Origin of the sequence: Janthinobacterium darwini (assembly GCF_051380905.1) — a bacterium.
Classification (GTDB): domain Bacteria; phylum Pseudomonadota; class Gammaproteobacteria; order Burkholderiales; family Burkholderiaceae_D; genus Janthinobacterium.
Map to the genome: position 1 here is coordinate 138,914 of NZ_JBNYXX010000005.1, position 14,556 is coordinate 153,469.

Genomic DNA, 14,556 nt, shown 5'->3' on the forward strand with positions numbered 1-14,556 from the left:
TCCGGCGGCCAGCCAGAGCAGCGCGCTACAATGGCGCTCCATGCTGACCATCCTTGCCATCACCTTTCCCTTCTTCGCCCTGGTGCTGTGCGGCTATCTGGCCGTGCGGCGCAAGCTGCTGCCGCTGGCCGCCATCGGCGGCTTGAACAGTTTTGTCCTGTATTTCGCGCTGCCATGCATGCTGTACCGTTTCGGCGCCGCCACGCCCATCGCGCAGCTGCTCGACGCCAGCGTATTTGGCGTCTATCTGCTGTGCGCCCTGATCATGGTGGGCGTCACCATGGCCATGACCCTGAGCCACCGCATCGACTGGAACAACGCCGCCTTCGGCGCGCTGGTGGCCGCCTTCCCGAACACGGGCTTCATGGGCGTGCCCTTGCTGTTGACCTTGCTCGGACCCCGTTCTTCGGGACCCGTCATCGTCACCATCGTCGTCGACATGCTGATTACCAGCTCGCTGTGCATTGCCCTGTCACGCATCGGCAGCGGCGGCGCGCACGGCAGCCGCGCCGCCGTCGGCAACGCCTTGAAGGGCATGGCGGGCAATCCCATGCCGTGGGCGATCGTGCTCGGCGCCCTGTCGTCGTGGCTGGAACTGGCCTTGCCCAAGCCTTTGACGCAGACGGTGGGCTTGCTGGCCGACGCCGCCTCTCCGGTCGCCCTGTTTACCATCGGCGCCGTGCTGGCCCGTTCGCAGATGAGCACGGCCGACCCGGCGCCGCTGGGGGAGTATGTGCCGGTGGCGCTGAAAAAACTGCTGCTGCATCCGCTGCTGGTGTGGTCCATCGGCCACGCGGCCATCGCGCTGGGTGCGCCGCTCGATCCGTTCGCGCTGACCTGCATGGTACTGGTGGCTTGCCTGCCCAGCGCCAGCAATGTGTCGCTGCTGTCCGAGCGCTTCGGTGCAAACACGGCGCGCATCGCCCGCATCATCCTCGTGTCGACGGCGCTGTCGTTCTTGACGTTTTCGGCGGCTGTCAGCTGGCTGGCGTGACGTTGGCGGCGATCAGTGCGCCCAGCGCCCGGGCCGCGCCGGCTTGAGTGTCCAGCGCCAGGCCATGCGCCATGCTGGCCTGGTCTTGCATGCTGCGGTTCTGCCCCAGCTTCCATTTTCCCGTGATGCGCGTGAGGGGGATTTCGATGCCGACGATGGCTTTGAGCATCTTGTCGATGTAGTCGGCCGGCGCATCGCTCACCCGCCATGGTGCGGCTTGATTTGCCTCATGGCGCGCCGTCAGCCGCTCCAGCAAGTCCATCAGCCACGCCGCGTCATCGATGGCGCGCAAGGGGCCGTGCGCGTGCACGACCGCATAATTGAAGGTCGGTACTACCTTGCCGCTGCCCTGCTTTTCCGCATACCAGGCGGGCGTGATGTAGGCGTGCGGCCCCTGGAAAATCACCATGCAGTCATCGTCCCCGCCGGCGCGCCACAGCGGGTTGGCACGCGCCACGTGGGCGCGCAGGATGCCGAACGGGGCCTCGGGCGTGGGCGCGGCGATCTCGAACGGCACATGGTCGGCGCATAAGCCATCGGCGCCGTGGCGTACCAGCGCGCCCAGGGGATGGGCCTGGATCAGGCCATGCAGCACGTCGAGGCGTTCTTCGCGAAAACTGGCGGGCGTGTACATCTAGGGCGCTCCTTCCACGACCACATCGGCCGTGAGCGAATTGGCGATGTAGCAGCGTTCGTGCGCGTCGTGGTGCAGGGCGGCCAAGGCCTCTGGCGAGGGTGCCGCGCCGGAAAACACGATGCGTGGGCGCAGCACGATGCGCGTCATGGCCAGCCGCCCCGCAGCGTTTTTTCCCAGCTCGCCAACGGCGTCGTCGCGGTAGTCGTCGATGACGTAGCCGCGCTGCGCTGCCAGCGACAGGAAGAACAGCATGTGGCAGCTCGACGTGGCGGCCACCAGCGCTTCTTCCGGGTCGATATTTTCCGCCACCGACATGGGCAGCGGCACGGACAAGGGAGACGACGAGGCGGGTACGCGCAGGCCGCCGTCGAACTGCCATTCATGGCCGCGGCTGTAGCGCTGGCCGGCGAAATCCTGGCCGTCGCGCTGCCAGGCTACGGTGGCGAAAAACTGATGCATGGGTGCTCCGCAAGAGTAGAAAGGGATGCGCCATCTTAGCGCTTGTTTTGGCTATTTAAAACAGCCAATAAGTGCTATCTTGAAGCAACCAATTCAAGAGCCATTGCGCCATGCCAGCTTCCCACCTGAATCAGATCATCGCCGCCTTGCCGCTGCAACGCGGCGCCAGCGAGCCGCTATTTCGCCAATTGTATGCGGCCATCAAGGCAGCCATCCTCGATGGCCGCATGAGTCCCGGCATGCAGTTGCCACCCACGCGCGACTTTTGCCATCTGCTGGCCGTGTCGCGCCAGACGGTGCTCAATGCCTATGCGCTGCTGACGGCGGAAGGTTATCTCGATGGTGCCGTGGGACGCGGCACTTTTGTCAGCGTCGACGTGCCTGTGGCCGCGTCGGCTGGCAAGACCGAGGCGCCGGGTCTGCTACGGCCCCTGTCAGCGCGCGGGCAGGGCGTGGTGACGGCCATGCGCCAGGTGGCATACCACCGTGGCCCATTGCGCGCTTTCCGCGTCGGCATGCCGCGCATCGACCATTTTCCGTTTGACGTGTGGAACCGCCTGGAAGCGCGGCGCTGGCGTCGCCCCGACCACCAGTTCGGCTACAGCGATCCGGCCGGCTACCTGCCACTGCGCGAGCTGCTGTGCGTGTACCTGAAGGCGTCGCGCGGCGTGCATTGCACGCCGCAGCAGATCGTGATTACCTCGGGCTCGCAGCAGGCGCTGTTCTTGCTGTCGACCATCCTGCTCGCGCCGGGCGATGCGGCCTGGATGGAGTCGCCCGGCTACCGGGGCGCCAGCGGCCCGCTGCGCGCCGCTGGCGCGCGCGTGTTTCCCGTTCCCGTCGATGCGCAGGGACTGGATGTGGCATATGGCGTGGCGCACTGTCCGCAGGCGAAACTGGCCTACGTGACGCCATCGCACCAGTTGCCACTGGGCGTGAGCATGAGTTTGCCCCGCCGCCTGGCCTTGCTGGCCTGGGCCGCACAGAACAAGGCCTGGCTGGTGGAAGACGATTACGACAGCGAATACCGCTACACGGGCGCGCCGCTGGCCTCCCTGCAAAGCCTGGACCGGGCCGGCTGCGTGGTGTACGTGGGCACCCTGTCAAAAGTGATGTTCCCCGGCCTGCGCCTGGGCTATATGGTGGCGCCGCCCGCGCTGGCCGAAGCGCTGGTGCAAGCCAAGGCCGTGATGGACCGCCACACGGCCATCGTGCCGCAGATGGCGCTGGCTGACTTCATCGCCGAGGGCCATTTTGGCCGGCATATCCGCCGCACGCGCGACAGCAATGCCGAGCGGCGCGACCTGCTGGTGCGCGGTATCGCGCGCGAACTCGACGACCAGCTCGCATGCGGGCCGGCCGACAGCGGCCTGGAATTGTGCGCGTATTTTCGCGGCGACCACGATGAAGAAACGGTCTCGCGCGAGGGGCTGGCACGGGGCATCGAATTGCGCCCGCTGGGGCACTATGCCGACCCTGACGCCGGGGCCGCCTGCGCCACCCCGCCAGGACTGCTGCTGGGCTTTGCGGCGATTCCCCCGGCCGAGATGGCGCACGGTTTGCTGGAACTGGGGCACATCCTGCGCGGCCGATAAACTATACTGGCGTTTGCCCGCACATGAAGAACACGACCATGACCACCATCCGCTGCTCCTGGGCCAATCCGGCCAATCCCCGCTATCTCGCGTATCACGACACGGAGTGGGGCGTGCCCTGCCACGACGAGCGCCGGCTGTTCGAGATGCTGAACCTGGAAGGTGCGCAGGCGGGACTGAGCTGGGAAACCATCCTCAACAAGCGCGACACTTACCGCGCAGCCTTTGACGGCTGGGACGCGGAAAAGATCGCCGCCTATGGCCCGGAGAAGGTGGCGCAGCTGCTGGCCGACCCCGGCATCGTGCGCAACCGCCTGAAGGTGGCGGCAGCCATCACGAATGCGCAAGCCTATTTGCGCCTGCGCGCGGAAGGCCAGACCCTGGACAGCTTTCTGTGGGCCTACGTCGATGGCCAGCCCATCGTCAACAGCTGGCAGCCCGGCGACTTCCCGTCCAAGACGGCCTTGTCGGACAGGCTCTCGAAAGACCTGCTCAAGCGGGGCTTCAAATTTGTCGGCTCGACCATCATCTACGCCTACATGCAGGGCATCGGCATGGTCAACGACCACGCGCCTTCCTGTTTCTGCCGCGCGGGGCGCTGATGGCCCACGTGCTCGTCGTACTCGACACGGATTTCGACGGCGCGCGCTTTGGCGCCGCCTGTGGCGCCCATGGCGGGCGGCGCCTGCACTACATCGCGCTGGCGCCGCGTCCCGTCGATGCCAGCCATTTGCCGCAGGAATGGCGCGTGCAATGGCCGCCCTGCGTGCCTGGCCAGCACCGCATGGTCTCGCGCGATGGCCTCGTCACGCTCGATGTGCTGATCGGCCAGCCCGATGCCTGCCTGGCGCAATTGGCGGCGCGTGTCGATGAAGTGCACCTGGCCTGGGTGCCGGCAGCCATGCCGGTGCTGGCGCGCCTGATGGTCGATGGCGCGCGCCTGCAGGCCGTGCACCTGGACGAGGCGCAGCGCGCGGAGTTGCAAAAAAACGGCTTTGTTTTTGACGAGAGCCGATTGCGTGCCGTGTTTTATGCGCGTCGCGGCGAGCACGCAGCCTTCACCGCGCCCGAGCGTCGCGCCATCGTCATCGGCGCGGGCGTGGCCGGCGCGGCCGCCTGCGAACGGCTGGCCGCGCGCGGCTGGAAGGTGACCCTGGTCGAGCGCCACGCGCAGCCTGCCAGCGAAGCGTCTGGCAACCTGGCCGGCATCTTCATGCCGCTGATGTCCAAGGATGACAATATCGCCACGCGCTTGGTGCGCGCCGCCTACCTGTATTCGCTGGGCCGCTGGAAAGACCTGGGCGGCATCGGCGCCGCCATAGAGGGTGTGCAAAGCGGCGTGCTGCACCTGGCGCGCGACGGCACGCATGCGCAGGTGCAGCGCCAGATCGCCGCCAGCGGCTTGTATCCGCGCGAATTCGCCCGCTGGCTCGAAGCGCCCGAGGCGACCGCCATGCTGGGCGCACCGGCGCCCGATGGCGCCTGGTGGTTCGAACAGGGCGGTTGGGCGCGCCCGTCTTCCATCTGCGCGGCCATGCTCGATGCCTGCGGCGCCTTGCTCACGCGGCGCTTTTCCAGCAGCGCCCTGCGCCTGGAGCGTGGCGATGAGGAATGGCTGGTGCGCGATGCCGAAGGCGGCTTGATCGCTGCGGCGCCCACCGTCATCCTGGCGGCGGGCACGGGAGCGGTCGATTTCGCGCAAGCGGCGCACCTGCCGCTGGACGCCGTGCGCGGCCAGGTCACGCACCTTGCCGAAGGCAGTCTGCCATCCTTGCCGTTTGTCGTCTGCCGCGAAGCCTACATGACGCCGGCGCACCAGGGCATCGTGTGCGTGGGCGCCAGCTACGATGCGGACGCGGATGCCGAGGTACGCGCATCGAGCCAGCACGAGAATATCCACAAGATCGCCGCTATCCTCGATGTGCCGGCGTTTGACGCGCCGCTGGCCGGGCGCACGGGCTTTCGCTGCATGGCGCCGGACCGCCTTCCGCTGGCGGGCGCCTTGCCCGACCCGGGCGTGCCGGGCCGCTGTGAACGCTTGCGCGACGTGCCCCGCTGGCCAGGCCTGTTTGGCTTGCTCGGTTACGCCTCGCGCGGCCTGATCTGGGCGCCGCTGGCGGCCGAGTTGCTGGCTTGCCAGCTGGAGGGCGAGCCGCTGCCGCTGGAGAGTCAATTGGCCGCTGCGCTTGACCCAGCGCGCTTTTTATTACGAGAGCGCCGTAGAGCATATTGATTCTGGTCTTTTTCTAATTCACCCCCCAAACAAGTTCCGGGGTCAGACGCGGCGGGTCTGACCCCGGCTTTACGCTGCAATATCTCCATATACGTTTTTCAGCTTTCCAAACTCTTTTTAATTTGTTTTCCGAACAACATAAGTTCGCTACAGTGGACGTGTGCTGGTTTTTGACGACGGAATAAAGAGGTGGAACGATGGCTGCTGCAGAACTGATTTTCGACCCTCGTGCCGCGCACGGCGAGGCGGCCTTTGATGAAGTGCTCCATCTCGCGCGTGTCCAGGCGCAGGCCCAGGGCTTGCCGTATGCGGGCATCGTCAGCGCGCAGGATGCATGGCAGCTGGTGCAGGCTGGCAAAGCCGTACTGGTCGATGTGCGCACCAACGAGGAACGCACTTTTGTCGGCTACGTGCCCGCCTCGCTGCACGTGGCGTGGGCGACCGGTACGTCCATGAACCGCAATCCCCGCTTTGTGCGCGAACTGGAAGCGAAGGTGGGTGGCAAGGATGCCGTCGTGGTGCTGCTGTGCCGCAGCGGCAAGCGCTCTGCCGCAGCAGCCGAAGCGGCGGCCAAGGCGGGTTTCACGCACGTCTTTAATATCGCGCAAGGCTTCGAGGGCGATCTCGACGCGCAGCAGCAGCGTGGCCACAGCGGCGGCTGGCGCTGGCATGCGCTGCCCTGGCTGCAAGATTAAACCTCTTCCCGGGACCACCATGAACCAGCGAGCCCTTCCCCCTGCCTCCCTTGCCGCGCAGCCGCAATGGGAACTGCACCAGATCGTCGATGAATTGCGCGCCGTGCGCGCGCAGTGGCGCCTGGGGCTGGCCAGCAGCCAGGAGTGCGGCGCGCGCGAATTCCCGTCGCGCCAGCACTTGCGCGATATCGTCGGCGCCCTTTGCGCGGCCCTGTTTCCCATGCGCCTGGGCCCCCTCGACCTGCAGCAGGAGAGCGAAGATTTCTTCGTCGGCCATACGCTCGACACGACCTTGACGGGCCTGCACGAACAGGTTCGGCGCGAACTCAGTTACCACGCGCGCCAGCACGGCTTGCAGCAGACGGTCTCCATCGAACAGCAGGCGCTGGCCATCGTGCAGCGCTTCGCCCGCGCGCTGCCGCGCATCCGCGCCCAGCTCGACACGGACGTGGCGGCTGCCTTCCATGGCGACCCGGCCGCGCACAGCGTCGATGAAGTGCTGCTGTGCTATCCGGGCATCCTGGCCATCATCCACTACCGCCTGGCCCATACCTTGTACGCACTGGGTGCGCCTCTGGTGGCGCGCATCATCGCCGAAGTGGCCCATTCGCAGACGGGCATCGACATCCATCCTGGCGCCATTATCGGCAGCAGTTTTTTCATCGACCATGGCACGGGCGTGGTGATTGGCGAGACGGCCATCATCGGCGAAAGGGTGCGCATTTATCAAGCGGTCACCCTGGGCGCCAAGCGCTTTCCCGCCGGCGCTGACGGCGTGCTGAAGAAGGGACTGGCGCGCCACCCCATCGTGCAGGACGACGTGGTCATCTATGCGGGCGCGACGATCCTGGGACGGGTGACCATCGGTCAGGGCTCCGTCATCGGCGGCAATGTCTGGCTGACCCGCAGCGTGGCACCGGGCAGCCATGTCACGCAAGCGCACAACCAGCAGGAGGCACCGGACTTGTCGGCGCCATCCCAACCCGCTTTTGCCCACCACCCATGAGGACAGCATGTTGATCAAACAGTTTGGACTGGCCGTGCGCCAGTTGCGCGAAGGGCAAGGCTGGTCGCAGGAACGCCTGGCCGAAGCGGCCGACTTGAACCGCTCCTTCATCGGCGAAATCGAACGTGGCGCCGCCACGCCGTCGCTGCTGACGGTGGAAAAACTGGCCGGCGCCTTGGGCATCGGCCTGGCGGGATTGATGGCCCGCTGCGAACCGGAGCTGGTGGATTAAAAACAGGTAAAACGCATAACAAAACCGTAGCGAGCGGCAGTGAGTTGTGGCCGAGAAGCGCAGCTGTGCAAATGTACGGGGCCGCCGAGGCAGTGAGCATCGCAGGCTGCAAATCGCGACGCGCAGTAGGTTTGGTTAAGCGTGTTTTGATGGCGATAGCATGTTGAGAGAAAAGGGGAGACGTCCGATACTTTATTCGTTTTTCAGATAAGCATATTCACTTTTCTCATCAGGAGTAGTCATGGCAGAAGCAACAGAGAGCCAGTTTGCGCTGGGCGATAACGCCGCGCGCCAGCTGGCCAATGCAAGCAAGAGCGTCCCCCAGTTATCCACAATCACGCCGCGCTGGCTGGTGCACCTGCTGCAATGGTTGCCCGTGGAAGCGGGTATCTACCGCCTGAACCGCGTGAAAAACCCGAAGGATGTGCGCGTGGCCTGCTCGCAGCGCGACGAGTCGGAATTGCCGCAAACCTTCGTCGACTACGACGACCAGCCGCGCGAATATTTTCTCAATGCCGTCAGCACGGTGCTCGACGTGCACACCCGCGTATCGGACCTGTACAGCAGCCCGCACGACCAGATCAAGGAGCAACTGCGCCTGACCATCGAAACGATCAAGGAGCGCCAGGAAAGCGAATTGATCAACAATCCCGACTACGGCCTGCTGGCCAGCGTGCATGACGACCAGCGCCTCTTCACCCTGACGGGCGCGCCCACGCCGGATGACCTCGACGAACTGCTGACGAAAGTGTGGAAGGAACCGGGCTTTTTCCTCGCCCACCCGCTGGCCATTGCCGCTTTTGGGCGAGAATGCACGCGCCGCGGCGTGCCGCCTCCCACCGTCAGCCTGTTCGGTTCCCAGTTCCTCACGTGGCGCGGCGTGCCTCTGGTGCCGTCCGACAAACTGCCCATCGAAGACGGCAAGACGAAGATCATTTTGCTGCGTGGGGGCGAACAGCGCCAGGGCGTGATCGGCTTGTTCCAGCCTGGCCTGGCGGGCGAGCAAAGCCCGGGCCTGTCCGTGCGCTTCATGGGCATCAACCGCCACGCGATTTCGTCCTACCTGATTTCGCTGTATTGCTCGCTGGCCGTGCTGACCGACGATGCGCTGGCCGTACTGGAAGACGTGGAGATCGGTAAATACCATGACTACCCAGACACCTACAAGTGATGGCGCGGCGGGCTTGCCTGCCGTCCCGTTTTTACCCGATGAAGCGACCCTGAACCGGCTGGCGGGCGAGTTTTTCGCGCGTTTGCCGGGGGTGCCCCCTGCGTTGGACAAGTCTCCCAGTCTCGGTGGCTCCGGCAGCGTGCTCGATGCGGCGCCCCGCTATGCGAACCGTCCGCCGCCGCAGCCCGGCCCTTCGTTCGCCGCCATCGCCCCCGGCGTGGCGACGGCGCAAGTGCCGCCCGTGACGGCGCCCCTGGAGTCGCCGATTGCACCGGCGCCTGCTTCCGTGCCGACGCCACGCTTGTCCGCCCTCGGTGCACCGTCGCCCTACTATTTTGTCGGCGGCGCGCATGGCTATCCCGTGTCGAACGGCAAGCTCGATGGCCTGGCACAGCAGGGGTTGGGACAGGCTGCTCCCGACGATTTGCGGGGACTGTTTGCCACGCCGCAACAGGCGCCTGCGCGCCAGCTGCCGGTATCGCCGGCTAACAGCCAGCCCGTGTTTTATTTCCAGACCGAGCTGCCTTCAGCGACGAAACCGGGCCAACACCAGGCGCCGGCACCGTTCGACGTGCATGCCGTACGGCGCGACTTTCCCGTGCTGGCCGAACGGGTCAACGGCAAGCCGCTGGCCTGGTTCGACAATGCGGCCACCACGCACAAGCCGCAGTCGGTGATCGACCGGGTGTCGTATTTCTATGCGCACGAGAATTCGAACATCCACCGCGCCGCCCACGCATTGGCAGCGCGCGCCAGCGATGCGTACGAGGCGGCGCGCGCCAAGGTGGCGAACTTCTTGGGCGCCGCCTCGGCCAATGAAATCATTTTTGTCCGTGGCGCCACCGAGGGCATCAACCTGATCGCCAATACCTTTGGCCGCAAGGTCATCGGCAGCGGCGACGAAATCATCGTCTCGCAGCTCGAGCATCACGCCAATATCGTGCCATGGCAGCAGCTGGCGGCGGAAAAGGGCGCGATCCTGCGCGTGATTCCTGTCGATGACAGCGGGCAAATCATCCTCGATGAATTCCGCAAGCTGCTCAATGGGCGCACCAGGCTGGTGTCCGTGACGCAGGTGTCGAATGCGCTGGGGACGGTGACGCCCGTGGCTCAGATCATCGCGCTGGCGCATGCGGCCGGCGTGCGCGTGCTGGTCGATGGGGCGCAAGCCGTGTCGCACCTGCGCGTGGACGTGCAGGCGCTGGGCGCCGATTTTTACGTGTTTTCTGGCCATAAAGTGTTCGGCCCGACGGGCATAGGCGCCGTATATGGCAAGGCGGACTTGCTGGAGCAGCTGCCGCCATGGCAGGGCGGCGGCAACATGATCGCCGACGTCACGTTCGAGCGTACCGTCTACCAGGGCGTGCCGAACCGTTTCGAGGCGGGCACGGGCAATATCGCCGATGCCGTGGGCCTGGGTGCGGCCATCGATTACGTGCAGCGCATCGGCCTGGACAACATTGCCGCCTATGAGCACGCGCTGCTGGAATACGCGACGCACCAGCTGCAGGCCATTCCCGGCGTGCGCCTGATCGGCACGGCGCTCGAGAAGGCCAGCGTGGCCTCGTTCGTGCTGGCCGGCTACGAGCCGGCGGAAGTGGGGCGCGCTCTGAACGACGAGGGCATCGCCGTGCGCTCGGGCCACCACTGCGCCCAGCCGATTTTGCGCCGCTTCGGCGTGGAAGCGACCGTGCGGCCATCTTTCGCCTTCTACAATACGTATGAGGAAATCGACCGGCTCATCGCGGTAGTGCGCCGCCTGGCGGGTGCGCGCCGCTGATCTTGTCGGCTTATCAAGACTATGCCGCCCTTGCGCAAGCGGGGGCGGCATTGTTGCGTCAGCTCACGGTCTTTGCGCGCGGCTGGCTGGCGCCGGCATGCTGGCGGTATAATTTATCCTTGGCAATAATCAAGCTGCGGCCCCAAGGAGATATCCGGTGGAAGATCAACACAGCTCGCCCGAGCTTTTCCTGTTCCTGGCGTCGACCGTGCACGACATGAAAAACTCGATCAGCGTGGTCAGCGGCACCCTGGAATCCTTGCTGGCGGCCGAGCAGGCCAAGCCCGCGCCCCAGGCCGACCCCGCCTATCTGCAAATGGCGCAAATGCTATACCAGACCAAGCGCCTGAACGATAACCTGATCCAGCTGCTGGCCCTGTACAAGGAAGTGGGCAAGCCCGGCTACCCCTTCGACGTGCAGCCGCAACTGGTGAGCCAGGTAGTCGACCAGGTGGTGGACCAGGAAAAGATCCTGCTGGCTTCGAAAGGCATCCGCCTGGAGACAGTCTGCCCGCCGGAGCTGATCTGGACCCTGGATGAAGACCTGGTCATCGGCGTGCTGGCGCATGCCATCAACAACGCCATCCGCTACACGAAAGATACGATCCGCCTGTCGGTGCGCCAGGCGGACGCCTTGCTGGAGCTGCGCGTGGAAGACAATGGCGACGGCTACTCGCAGGCGCTGCTCGATGCGGGCAGCGCGGCCATGGATGGCATGGCGGCCGGCGTGAACTTTTCCACCAACAGCACGGGCCTGGGCCTGTATTTTTCCAGTGTGGTGGCGAAGATGCACAAGCACCGGGGCAATAGCGGCAGCATCGCCCTGGAAAATGGCGGCGTGCTGGGTGGCGGCTGTTTCATCCTGCGCCTGCCCTGAACGAGGAATTCATGACAACAGACAGCCACGCCACCGCCGCCGAAGCGGGCAGCACCGACTGGGCCGACAAGCATTATCTGCTGGTCGATGACTTCATCGGCATTCGCATCCTGCTGCGCGAATCGCTGCGCAACCTGGGCGCGCGCCATATCGACCAGGCGGCTAGCGGTGGCGAAGCCATGAAGCTGCTGGCCAAGACGCGCTATGACGTGGTGCTGTGCGACTACAACCTGGGTGAAGGAAAGAATGGCCAGCAGGTGCTGGAAGAGACGCGCGTGCGCAACCTGACGGCGCCATCGAGCGTGTGGCTGATGGTGTCGGCCGAGAAAAGCGTGGAATCGGTGATGGGTGCTGCCGAGCACCAGCCCGATGCCTACCTGATCAAACCCATCACGGAAGGCGTGCTGCTGACGCGGCTGAACCGCGTGTGGCACAAGAAGCAGGTATTCCGCGAAATCGACCAGGCCTGCATGGAAAAGGATTATTTGCGCGCGGCCAAGCTGTGCGACGCGCAGATCGAGCTCAACAAGCTGCACGCGCTGGAACTGCTGCGCATGAAGGCATCCCTGCTGCTGAAAAGCGGCGAGCCGGAAAAGGCCCGCGCCGTGTACGAAAAAGTGCTGGCCGAGCGCGATTACAGCTGGGCCAGGGCAGGATTGGGCAAGATTCGCATGAATAACGGCGAACACGAGGCGGCGCGGCAGATCTTCCAGGGCGTGATCGTCGAAAACAAGTATTACATCGACGCCTACGACCAGATGGCCGTGGCTTACCAGCTGATGGGCCAGCACGAGGAAGCGTGCGGGGTACTGGAAAAGGCGGCGCGCCTGTCGCCCAATTCCGTGCCGCGCCAGCGCAACCTGGGACTGGCCGCCTTGAAAGTCGGCAATGTCAGCATGGCGGAAAAGGCTTTTCGCAAATGTATTGCCATCGGTGAATTTTCCGTCATGAAGACGCCTGACGCGTATCTGGGGCTGGCGCGCGTGTGCGGCCTGAAGAAGGATGCCAAGGAGGCGCTGCAATGGCTGCTGCTGGCGCAGCGCGAATTTCCGCCCGAGAAAATTGGTTTGCGCGCGAAGATCACGGAAGGCATGGTGCACCACGAAACGGGCGATTACCGGCGTGCGCGCAAGTGTGGCGACGAACTGGAAGTCATGCTGCTTGACGACCCGGCGCGGCCCGAGAAAAGCATTTGCATGGAACTGGCTACCTTGCTGTTCGCCGTCGGCGTCAAAGATGCACCGTCCAGCCTGCTGTGCTATGTGGTGAAGAACAACCACGACAACCAGGTGGTACAGGACGAGGTGCAAAAAATCTTCGACAAGGCGAAGATGGGCGACGAGGGCACCAGCCTGATCATCGCTTCGCGCAAGGAAGCATCGGATTTGATGAACAAGGGCGTGCTGCTGTGGAAGACGGACAAGCTTAACGAGGCGGTCGCCTGGATGCGCGCGGCGCGCGAAAAGCTGCCGAACAACCTGCGCATTCTGTTCAACTCCGCGCAGATCATCGTGTCTTTCCTGGAGCAGCGCGGTTACCAGGCGGAATTGGCGGCCGAAGCCATGGAAGTGTTGTTGTATGTAGACAAAATTGCACCAGGACAGCAGCGCTTCGCGCAATTGATGGAGCAACTGGTGCAGCTGACGCCGCCGCCCGGGCCGGAAGTGGCCGTCGAGGTGCCGGATAAAACGCCGCCGGCGCCGGAAAAAGGGGGAAAATCCGTGCGCGAGCGTGCCGGATGATAAACTAGGGGCCAGCGTGGGTTCGCCCGTGCTTGAGTTGCTTTACAACAATAAGGAAGAAACTATGCGTGATGTGGTCAATGAAGTGTACAAAAAAATGAAGGTCGGCAGTATTGCCTGGGTACGCCCGGTCGCCGCCAAGGGAGACACGCTGGAAACATTCCAGTCTTCGTATGAGCACGCCAAGGCGCTGGCCGACGAAGGCCTGATCACGATCGGTGACGTAAAACGCCAGGCCGACAACATGATCGAGGCGATCCGCATTCATCGTATCGCCTGATCATATCGCCGGCTTGTGTATCAGGCCTTGCCTGGTGCTTTGGACTTGGGCGCTGCGCGTTTTGCGGGCGCCTTGCGCAGCGGGGCCTTGGCCTTGGCTGCCGTGCCTGCTTCCGCAGGCTTGCCAGCGGCAGGTTTTGCCTTGCTGCCCTGGCCAAAGCTGGCTGCTGCTGCACCGGCGGCGTCGGGCGACATGGCTGTCGATACCGCCTGCTTGAACTGATCTTGTAACAAATTCCACCAAGCACTTGGATTGGCCAGCTGGGCTGCTGCCTGGCTGCCGGCATCGTCGGGCGCCGCCGCAGCGGGTTCTGGCGCGGGTGCCGGTGCCGGTTTCGGCGCAGGCGCGGGTGCAGCAGGCGCTGCCTGCTGGAAAAACGCGGAAGCGTAGGGCACCGATTCAAATACGGTTTTCTCGCTGGCGCCGGGCTGGGTGATGGCCGCCGCCAGCGAAGCACCCATCGATTTCAGGGTGGCGATGGTGCCGCGCTGTACTTCCAGCGCCTGGATACTGCCGCGCAGCATGCTGGTATTGAGGTTCAGCCATGCTTCGACGGCTTTCAGGTCGCTGATCTTCTTGTCCAGCTCTTCCACCGACATGGTGGGCGCCGTGATGCCGGGCATGCCCATGCCGGGCACGCTCATGCTGCCCCACAGGTTCTTGACGAAGTCGAGGGTATCGGTCACAACTGCTGCGCCCGGCATTTGGGGCATTTGCGGGTTTGCCATACGAAATCTCCTGGTAGGTGGATGTCCCTAGCGTAGCAGATATCAGCTTGCAACTGACGCAAGCTCACCAACATTTTCTTACATAAAACATCAGGAGTTGAGCACGGGCAAGAAGCGGGAAGCGGGG

The 14,556-nt window shown here is 64.5% G+C and carries 15 protein-coding genes; 12 read left to right on the forward strand and 3 right to left on the reverse strand.

Annotation, left to right across the window (positions count from 1 at the left end; all coding sequences use genetic code 11):
• Positions 1 to 40: 40 nt before the first annotated feature.
• Entirely contained in the window at positions 41 to 994 is a 954-nt protein-coding gene (locus ACQ4WZ_RS23885; protein ID WP_101483670.1) for an AEC family transporter, read from the forward strand.
• Here the strand turns inward: ACQ4WZ_RS23885 and ACQ4WZ_RS23890 are convergent.
• Both ACQ4WZ_RS23890 and ACQ4WZ_RS23895 read right to left on the reverse strand, forming a co-directional pair.
• Positions 978 to 1,628 carry an FMN-binding negative transcriptional regulator gene (locus tag ACQ4WZ_RS23890; protein ID WP_436574662.1) on the reverse strand — a complete coding sequence of 217 codons (651 nt, stop codon included), beginning with the start codon at positions 1,626 to 1,628 and terminating at the stop codon, positions 978 to 980. The genes ACQ4WZ_RS23885 and ACQ4WZ_RS23890 overlap by 17 nt on opposite strands.
• Complete coding sequence (locus ACQ4WZ_RS23895; RefSeq protein ID WP_101483672.1) at positions 1,629 to 2,090, reverse strand: OsmC family protein; 462 nt, start codon at positions 2,088 to 2,090, stop codon at positions 1,629 to 1,631.
• A gap of 110 nt (positions 2,091 to 2,200) precedes the next feature.
• On the opposite strand from ACQ4WZ_RS23895, the gene pdxR reads away from it, so the two are divergent.
• From pdxR to ACQ4WZ_RS23950, 11 genes are all read left to right on the forward strand, one after another.
• Positions 2,201 to 3,685: a MocR-like pyridoxine biosynthesis transcription factor PdxR gene (gene pdxR, locus ACQ4WZ_RS23900; protein WP_436574663.1), complete on the forward strand. Its 1,485-nt coding sequence runs from the start codon at positions 2,201 to 2,203 to the stop codon at positions 3,683 to 3,685.
• Positions 3,686 to 3,723: 38 nt separating this feature from the next.
• Positions 3,724 to 4,287 carry a DNA-3-methyladenine glycosylase I gene (locus ACQ4WZ_RS23905; protein ID WP_436574716.1) on the forward strand — a complete coding sequence of 188 codons (564 nt, stop codon included), beginning with the start codon at positions 3,724 to 3,726 and terminating at the stop codon, positions 4,285 to 4,287.
• Positions 4,287 to 5,918 (forward strand): FAD-dependent 5-carboxymethylaminomethyl-2-thiouridine(34) oxidoreductase MnmC1, encoded by a 1,632-nt coding sequence (mnmC1, locus tag ACQ4WZ_RS23910; RefSeq protein WP_436574664.1) that lies wholly within the window; start codon positions 4,287 to 4,289, stop codon positions 5,916 to 5,918. Before ACQ4WZ_RS23905 ends, mnmC1 begins: the two co-directional genes overlap by 1 nt.
• 197 nt (positions 5,919 to 6,115) lie before the next feature.
• Positions 6,116 to 6,613, forward strand: coding sequence for a rhodanese-like domain-containing protein (locus ACQ4WZ_RS23915; RefSeq protein ID WP_436574665.1), 498 nt, complete (start codon positions 6,116 to 6,118; stop codon positions 6,611 to 6,613).
• A gap of 19 nt (positions 6,614 to 6,632) precedes the next feature.
• Positions 6,633 to 7,619 carry a serine O-acetyltransferase EpsC gene (gene epsC, locus ACQ4WZ_RS23920; protein ID WP_133988765.1) on the forward strand — a complete coding sequence of 329 codons (987 nt, stop codon included), beginning with the start codon at positions 6,633 to 6,635 and terminating at the stop codon, positions 7,617 to 7,619.
• A 7-nt stretch (positions 7,620 to 7,626) separates the two neighbouring features.
• Positions 7,627 to 7,851: a helix-turn-helix domain-containing protein gene (locus ACQ4WZ_RS23925; RefSeq protein WP_101483677.1), complete on the forward strand. Its 225-nt coding sequence runs from the start codon at positions 7,627 to 7,629 to the stop codon at positions 7,849 to 7,851.
• A gap of 241 nt (positions 7,852 to 8,092) precedes the next feature.
• Positions 8,093 to 9,022, forward strand: a complete 930-nt coding sequence (locus tag ACQ4WZ_RS23930; protein ID WP_436574666.1) for a family 2A encapsulin nanocompartment shell protein — start codon at positions 8,093 to 8,095, stop codon at positions 9,020 to 9,022.
• Entirely contained in the window at positions 8,997 to 10,802 is a 1,806-nt protein-coding gene (locus tag ACQ4WZ_RS23935; protein WP_436574667.1) for a family 2A encapsulin nanocompartment cargo protein cysteine desulfurase, read from the forward strand. Before ACQ4WZ_RS23930 ends, ACQ4WZ_RS23935 begins: the two co-directional genes overlap by 26 nt.
• A gap of 157 nt (positions 10,803 to 10,959) precedes the next feature.
• Complete coding sequence (locus tag ACQ4WZ_RS23940; protein WP_133988763.1) at positions 10,960 to 11,679, forward strand: sensor histidine kinase; 720 nt, start codon at positions 10,960 to 10,962, stop codon at positions 11,677 to 11,679.
• Between the two features lie 11 nt (positions 11,680 to 11,690).
• Positions 11,691 to 13,421, forward strand: a complete 1,731-nt coding sequence (locus tag ACQ4WZ_RS23945; protein ID WP_101483680.1) for a response regulator — start codon at positions 11,691 to 11,693, stop codon at positions 13,419 to 13,421.
• A gap of 64 nt (positions 13,422 to 13,485) precedes the next feature.
• Positions 13,486 to 13,701: a hypothetical protein gene (locus ACQ4WZ_RS23950; RefSeq protein ID WP_010394693.1), complete on the forward strand. Its 216-nt coding sequence runs from the start codon at positions 13,486 to 13,488 to the stop codon at positions 13,699 to 13,701.
• Positions 13,702 to 13,721: 20 nt separating this feature from the next.
• On the opposite strand, the gene ACQ4WZ_RS23955 is transcribed toward ACQ4WZ_RS23950, so the two are convergent.
• Positions 13,722 to 14,429 (reverse strand): PhaM family polyhydroxyalkanoate granule multifunctional regulatory protein, encoded by a 708-nt coding sequence (locus ACQ4WZ_RS23955; RefSeq protein ID WP_436574668.1) that lies wholly within the window; start codon positions 14,427 to 14,429, stop codon positions 13,722 to 13,724.
• Between the last annotated feature and the right edge of the window lie 127 nt (positions 14,430 to 14,556).

Excerpts from the sequence above, each read along its gene's own strand:
- ACQ4WZ_RS23945 (WP_101483680.1), top strand. The coding sequence starts at position 11,691 with ATGACAACAGACAGCCACGCCACCGCCGCCGAAGCGGGCAGCACCGAC.
- ACQ4WZ_RS23890 (WP_436574662.1), bottom strand. The coding sequence starts at position 1,628 with ATGTACACGCCCGCCAGTTTTCGCGAAGAACGCCTCGACGTGCTGCAT.
- ACQ4WZ_RS23925 (WP_101483677.1), top strand. The coding sequence starts at position 7,627 with ATGTTGATCAAACAGTTTGGACTGGCCGTGCGCCAGTTGCGCGAAGGG.
- epsC (WP_133988765.1), top strand. The coding sequence starts at position 6,633 with ATGAACCAGCGAGCCCTTCCCCCTGCCTCCCTTGCCGCGCAGCCGCAA.
- ACQ4WZ_RS23895 (WP_101483672.1), bottom strand. The coding sequence starts at position 2,090 with ATGCATCAGTTTTTCGCCACCGTAGCCTGGCAGCGCGACGGCCAGGAT.
- ACQ4WZ_RS23935 (WP_436574667.1), top strand. The coding sequence starts at position 8,997 with ATGACTACCCAGACACCTACAAGTGATGGCGCGGCGGGCTTGCCTGCC.
- ACQ4WZ_RS23955 (WP_436574668.1), bottom strand. The coding sequence starts at position 14,429 with ATGGCAAACCCGCAAATGCCCCAAATGCCGGGCGCAGCAGTTGTGACC.
- mnmC1 (WP_436574664.1), top strand. The coding sequence starts at position 4,287 with ATGGCCCACGTGCTCGTCGTACTCGACACGGATTTCGACGGCGCGCGC.
- ACQ4WZ_RS23930 (WP_436574666.1), top strand. The coding sequence starts at position 8,093 with ATGGCAGAAGCAACAGAGAGCCAGTTTGCGCTGGGCGATAACGCCGCG.
- ACQ4WZ_RS23885 (WP_101483670.1), top strand. The coding sequence starts at position 41 with ATGCTGACCATCCTTGCCATCACCTTTCCCTTCTTCGCCCTGGTGCTG.
- ACQ4WZ_RS23950 (WP_010394693.1), top strand. The coding sequence starts at position 13,486 with ATGCGTGATGTGGTCAATGAAGTGTACAAAAAAATGAAGGTCGGCAGT.
- pdxR (WP_436574663.1), top strand. The coding sequence starts at position 2,201 with ATGCCAGCTTCCCACCTGAATCAGATCATCGCCGCCTTGCCGCTGCAA.
- ACQ4WZ_RS23915 (WP_436574665.1), top strand. The coding sequence starts at position 6,116 with ATGGCTGCTGCAGAACTGATTTTCGACCCTCGTGCCGCGCACGGCGAG.
- ACQ4WZ_RS23905 (WP_436574716.1), top strand. The coding sequence starts at position 3,724 with ATGACCACCATCCGCTGCTCCTGGGCCAATCCGGCCAATCCCCGCTAT.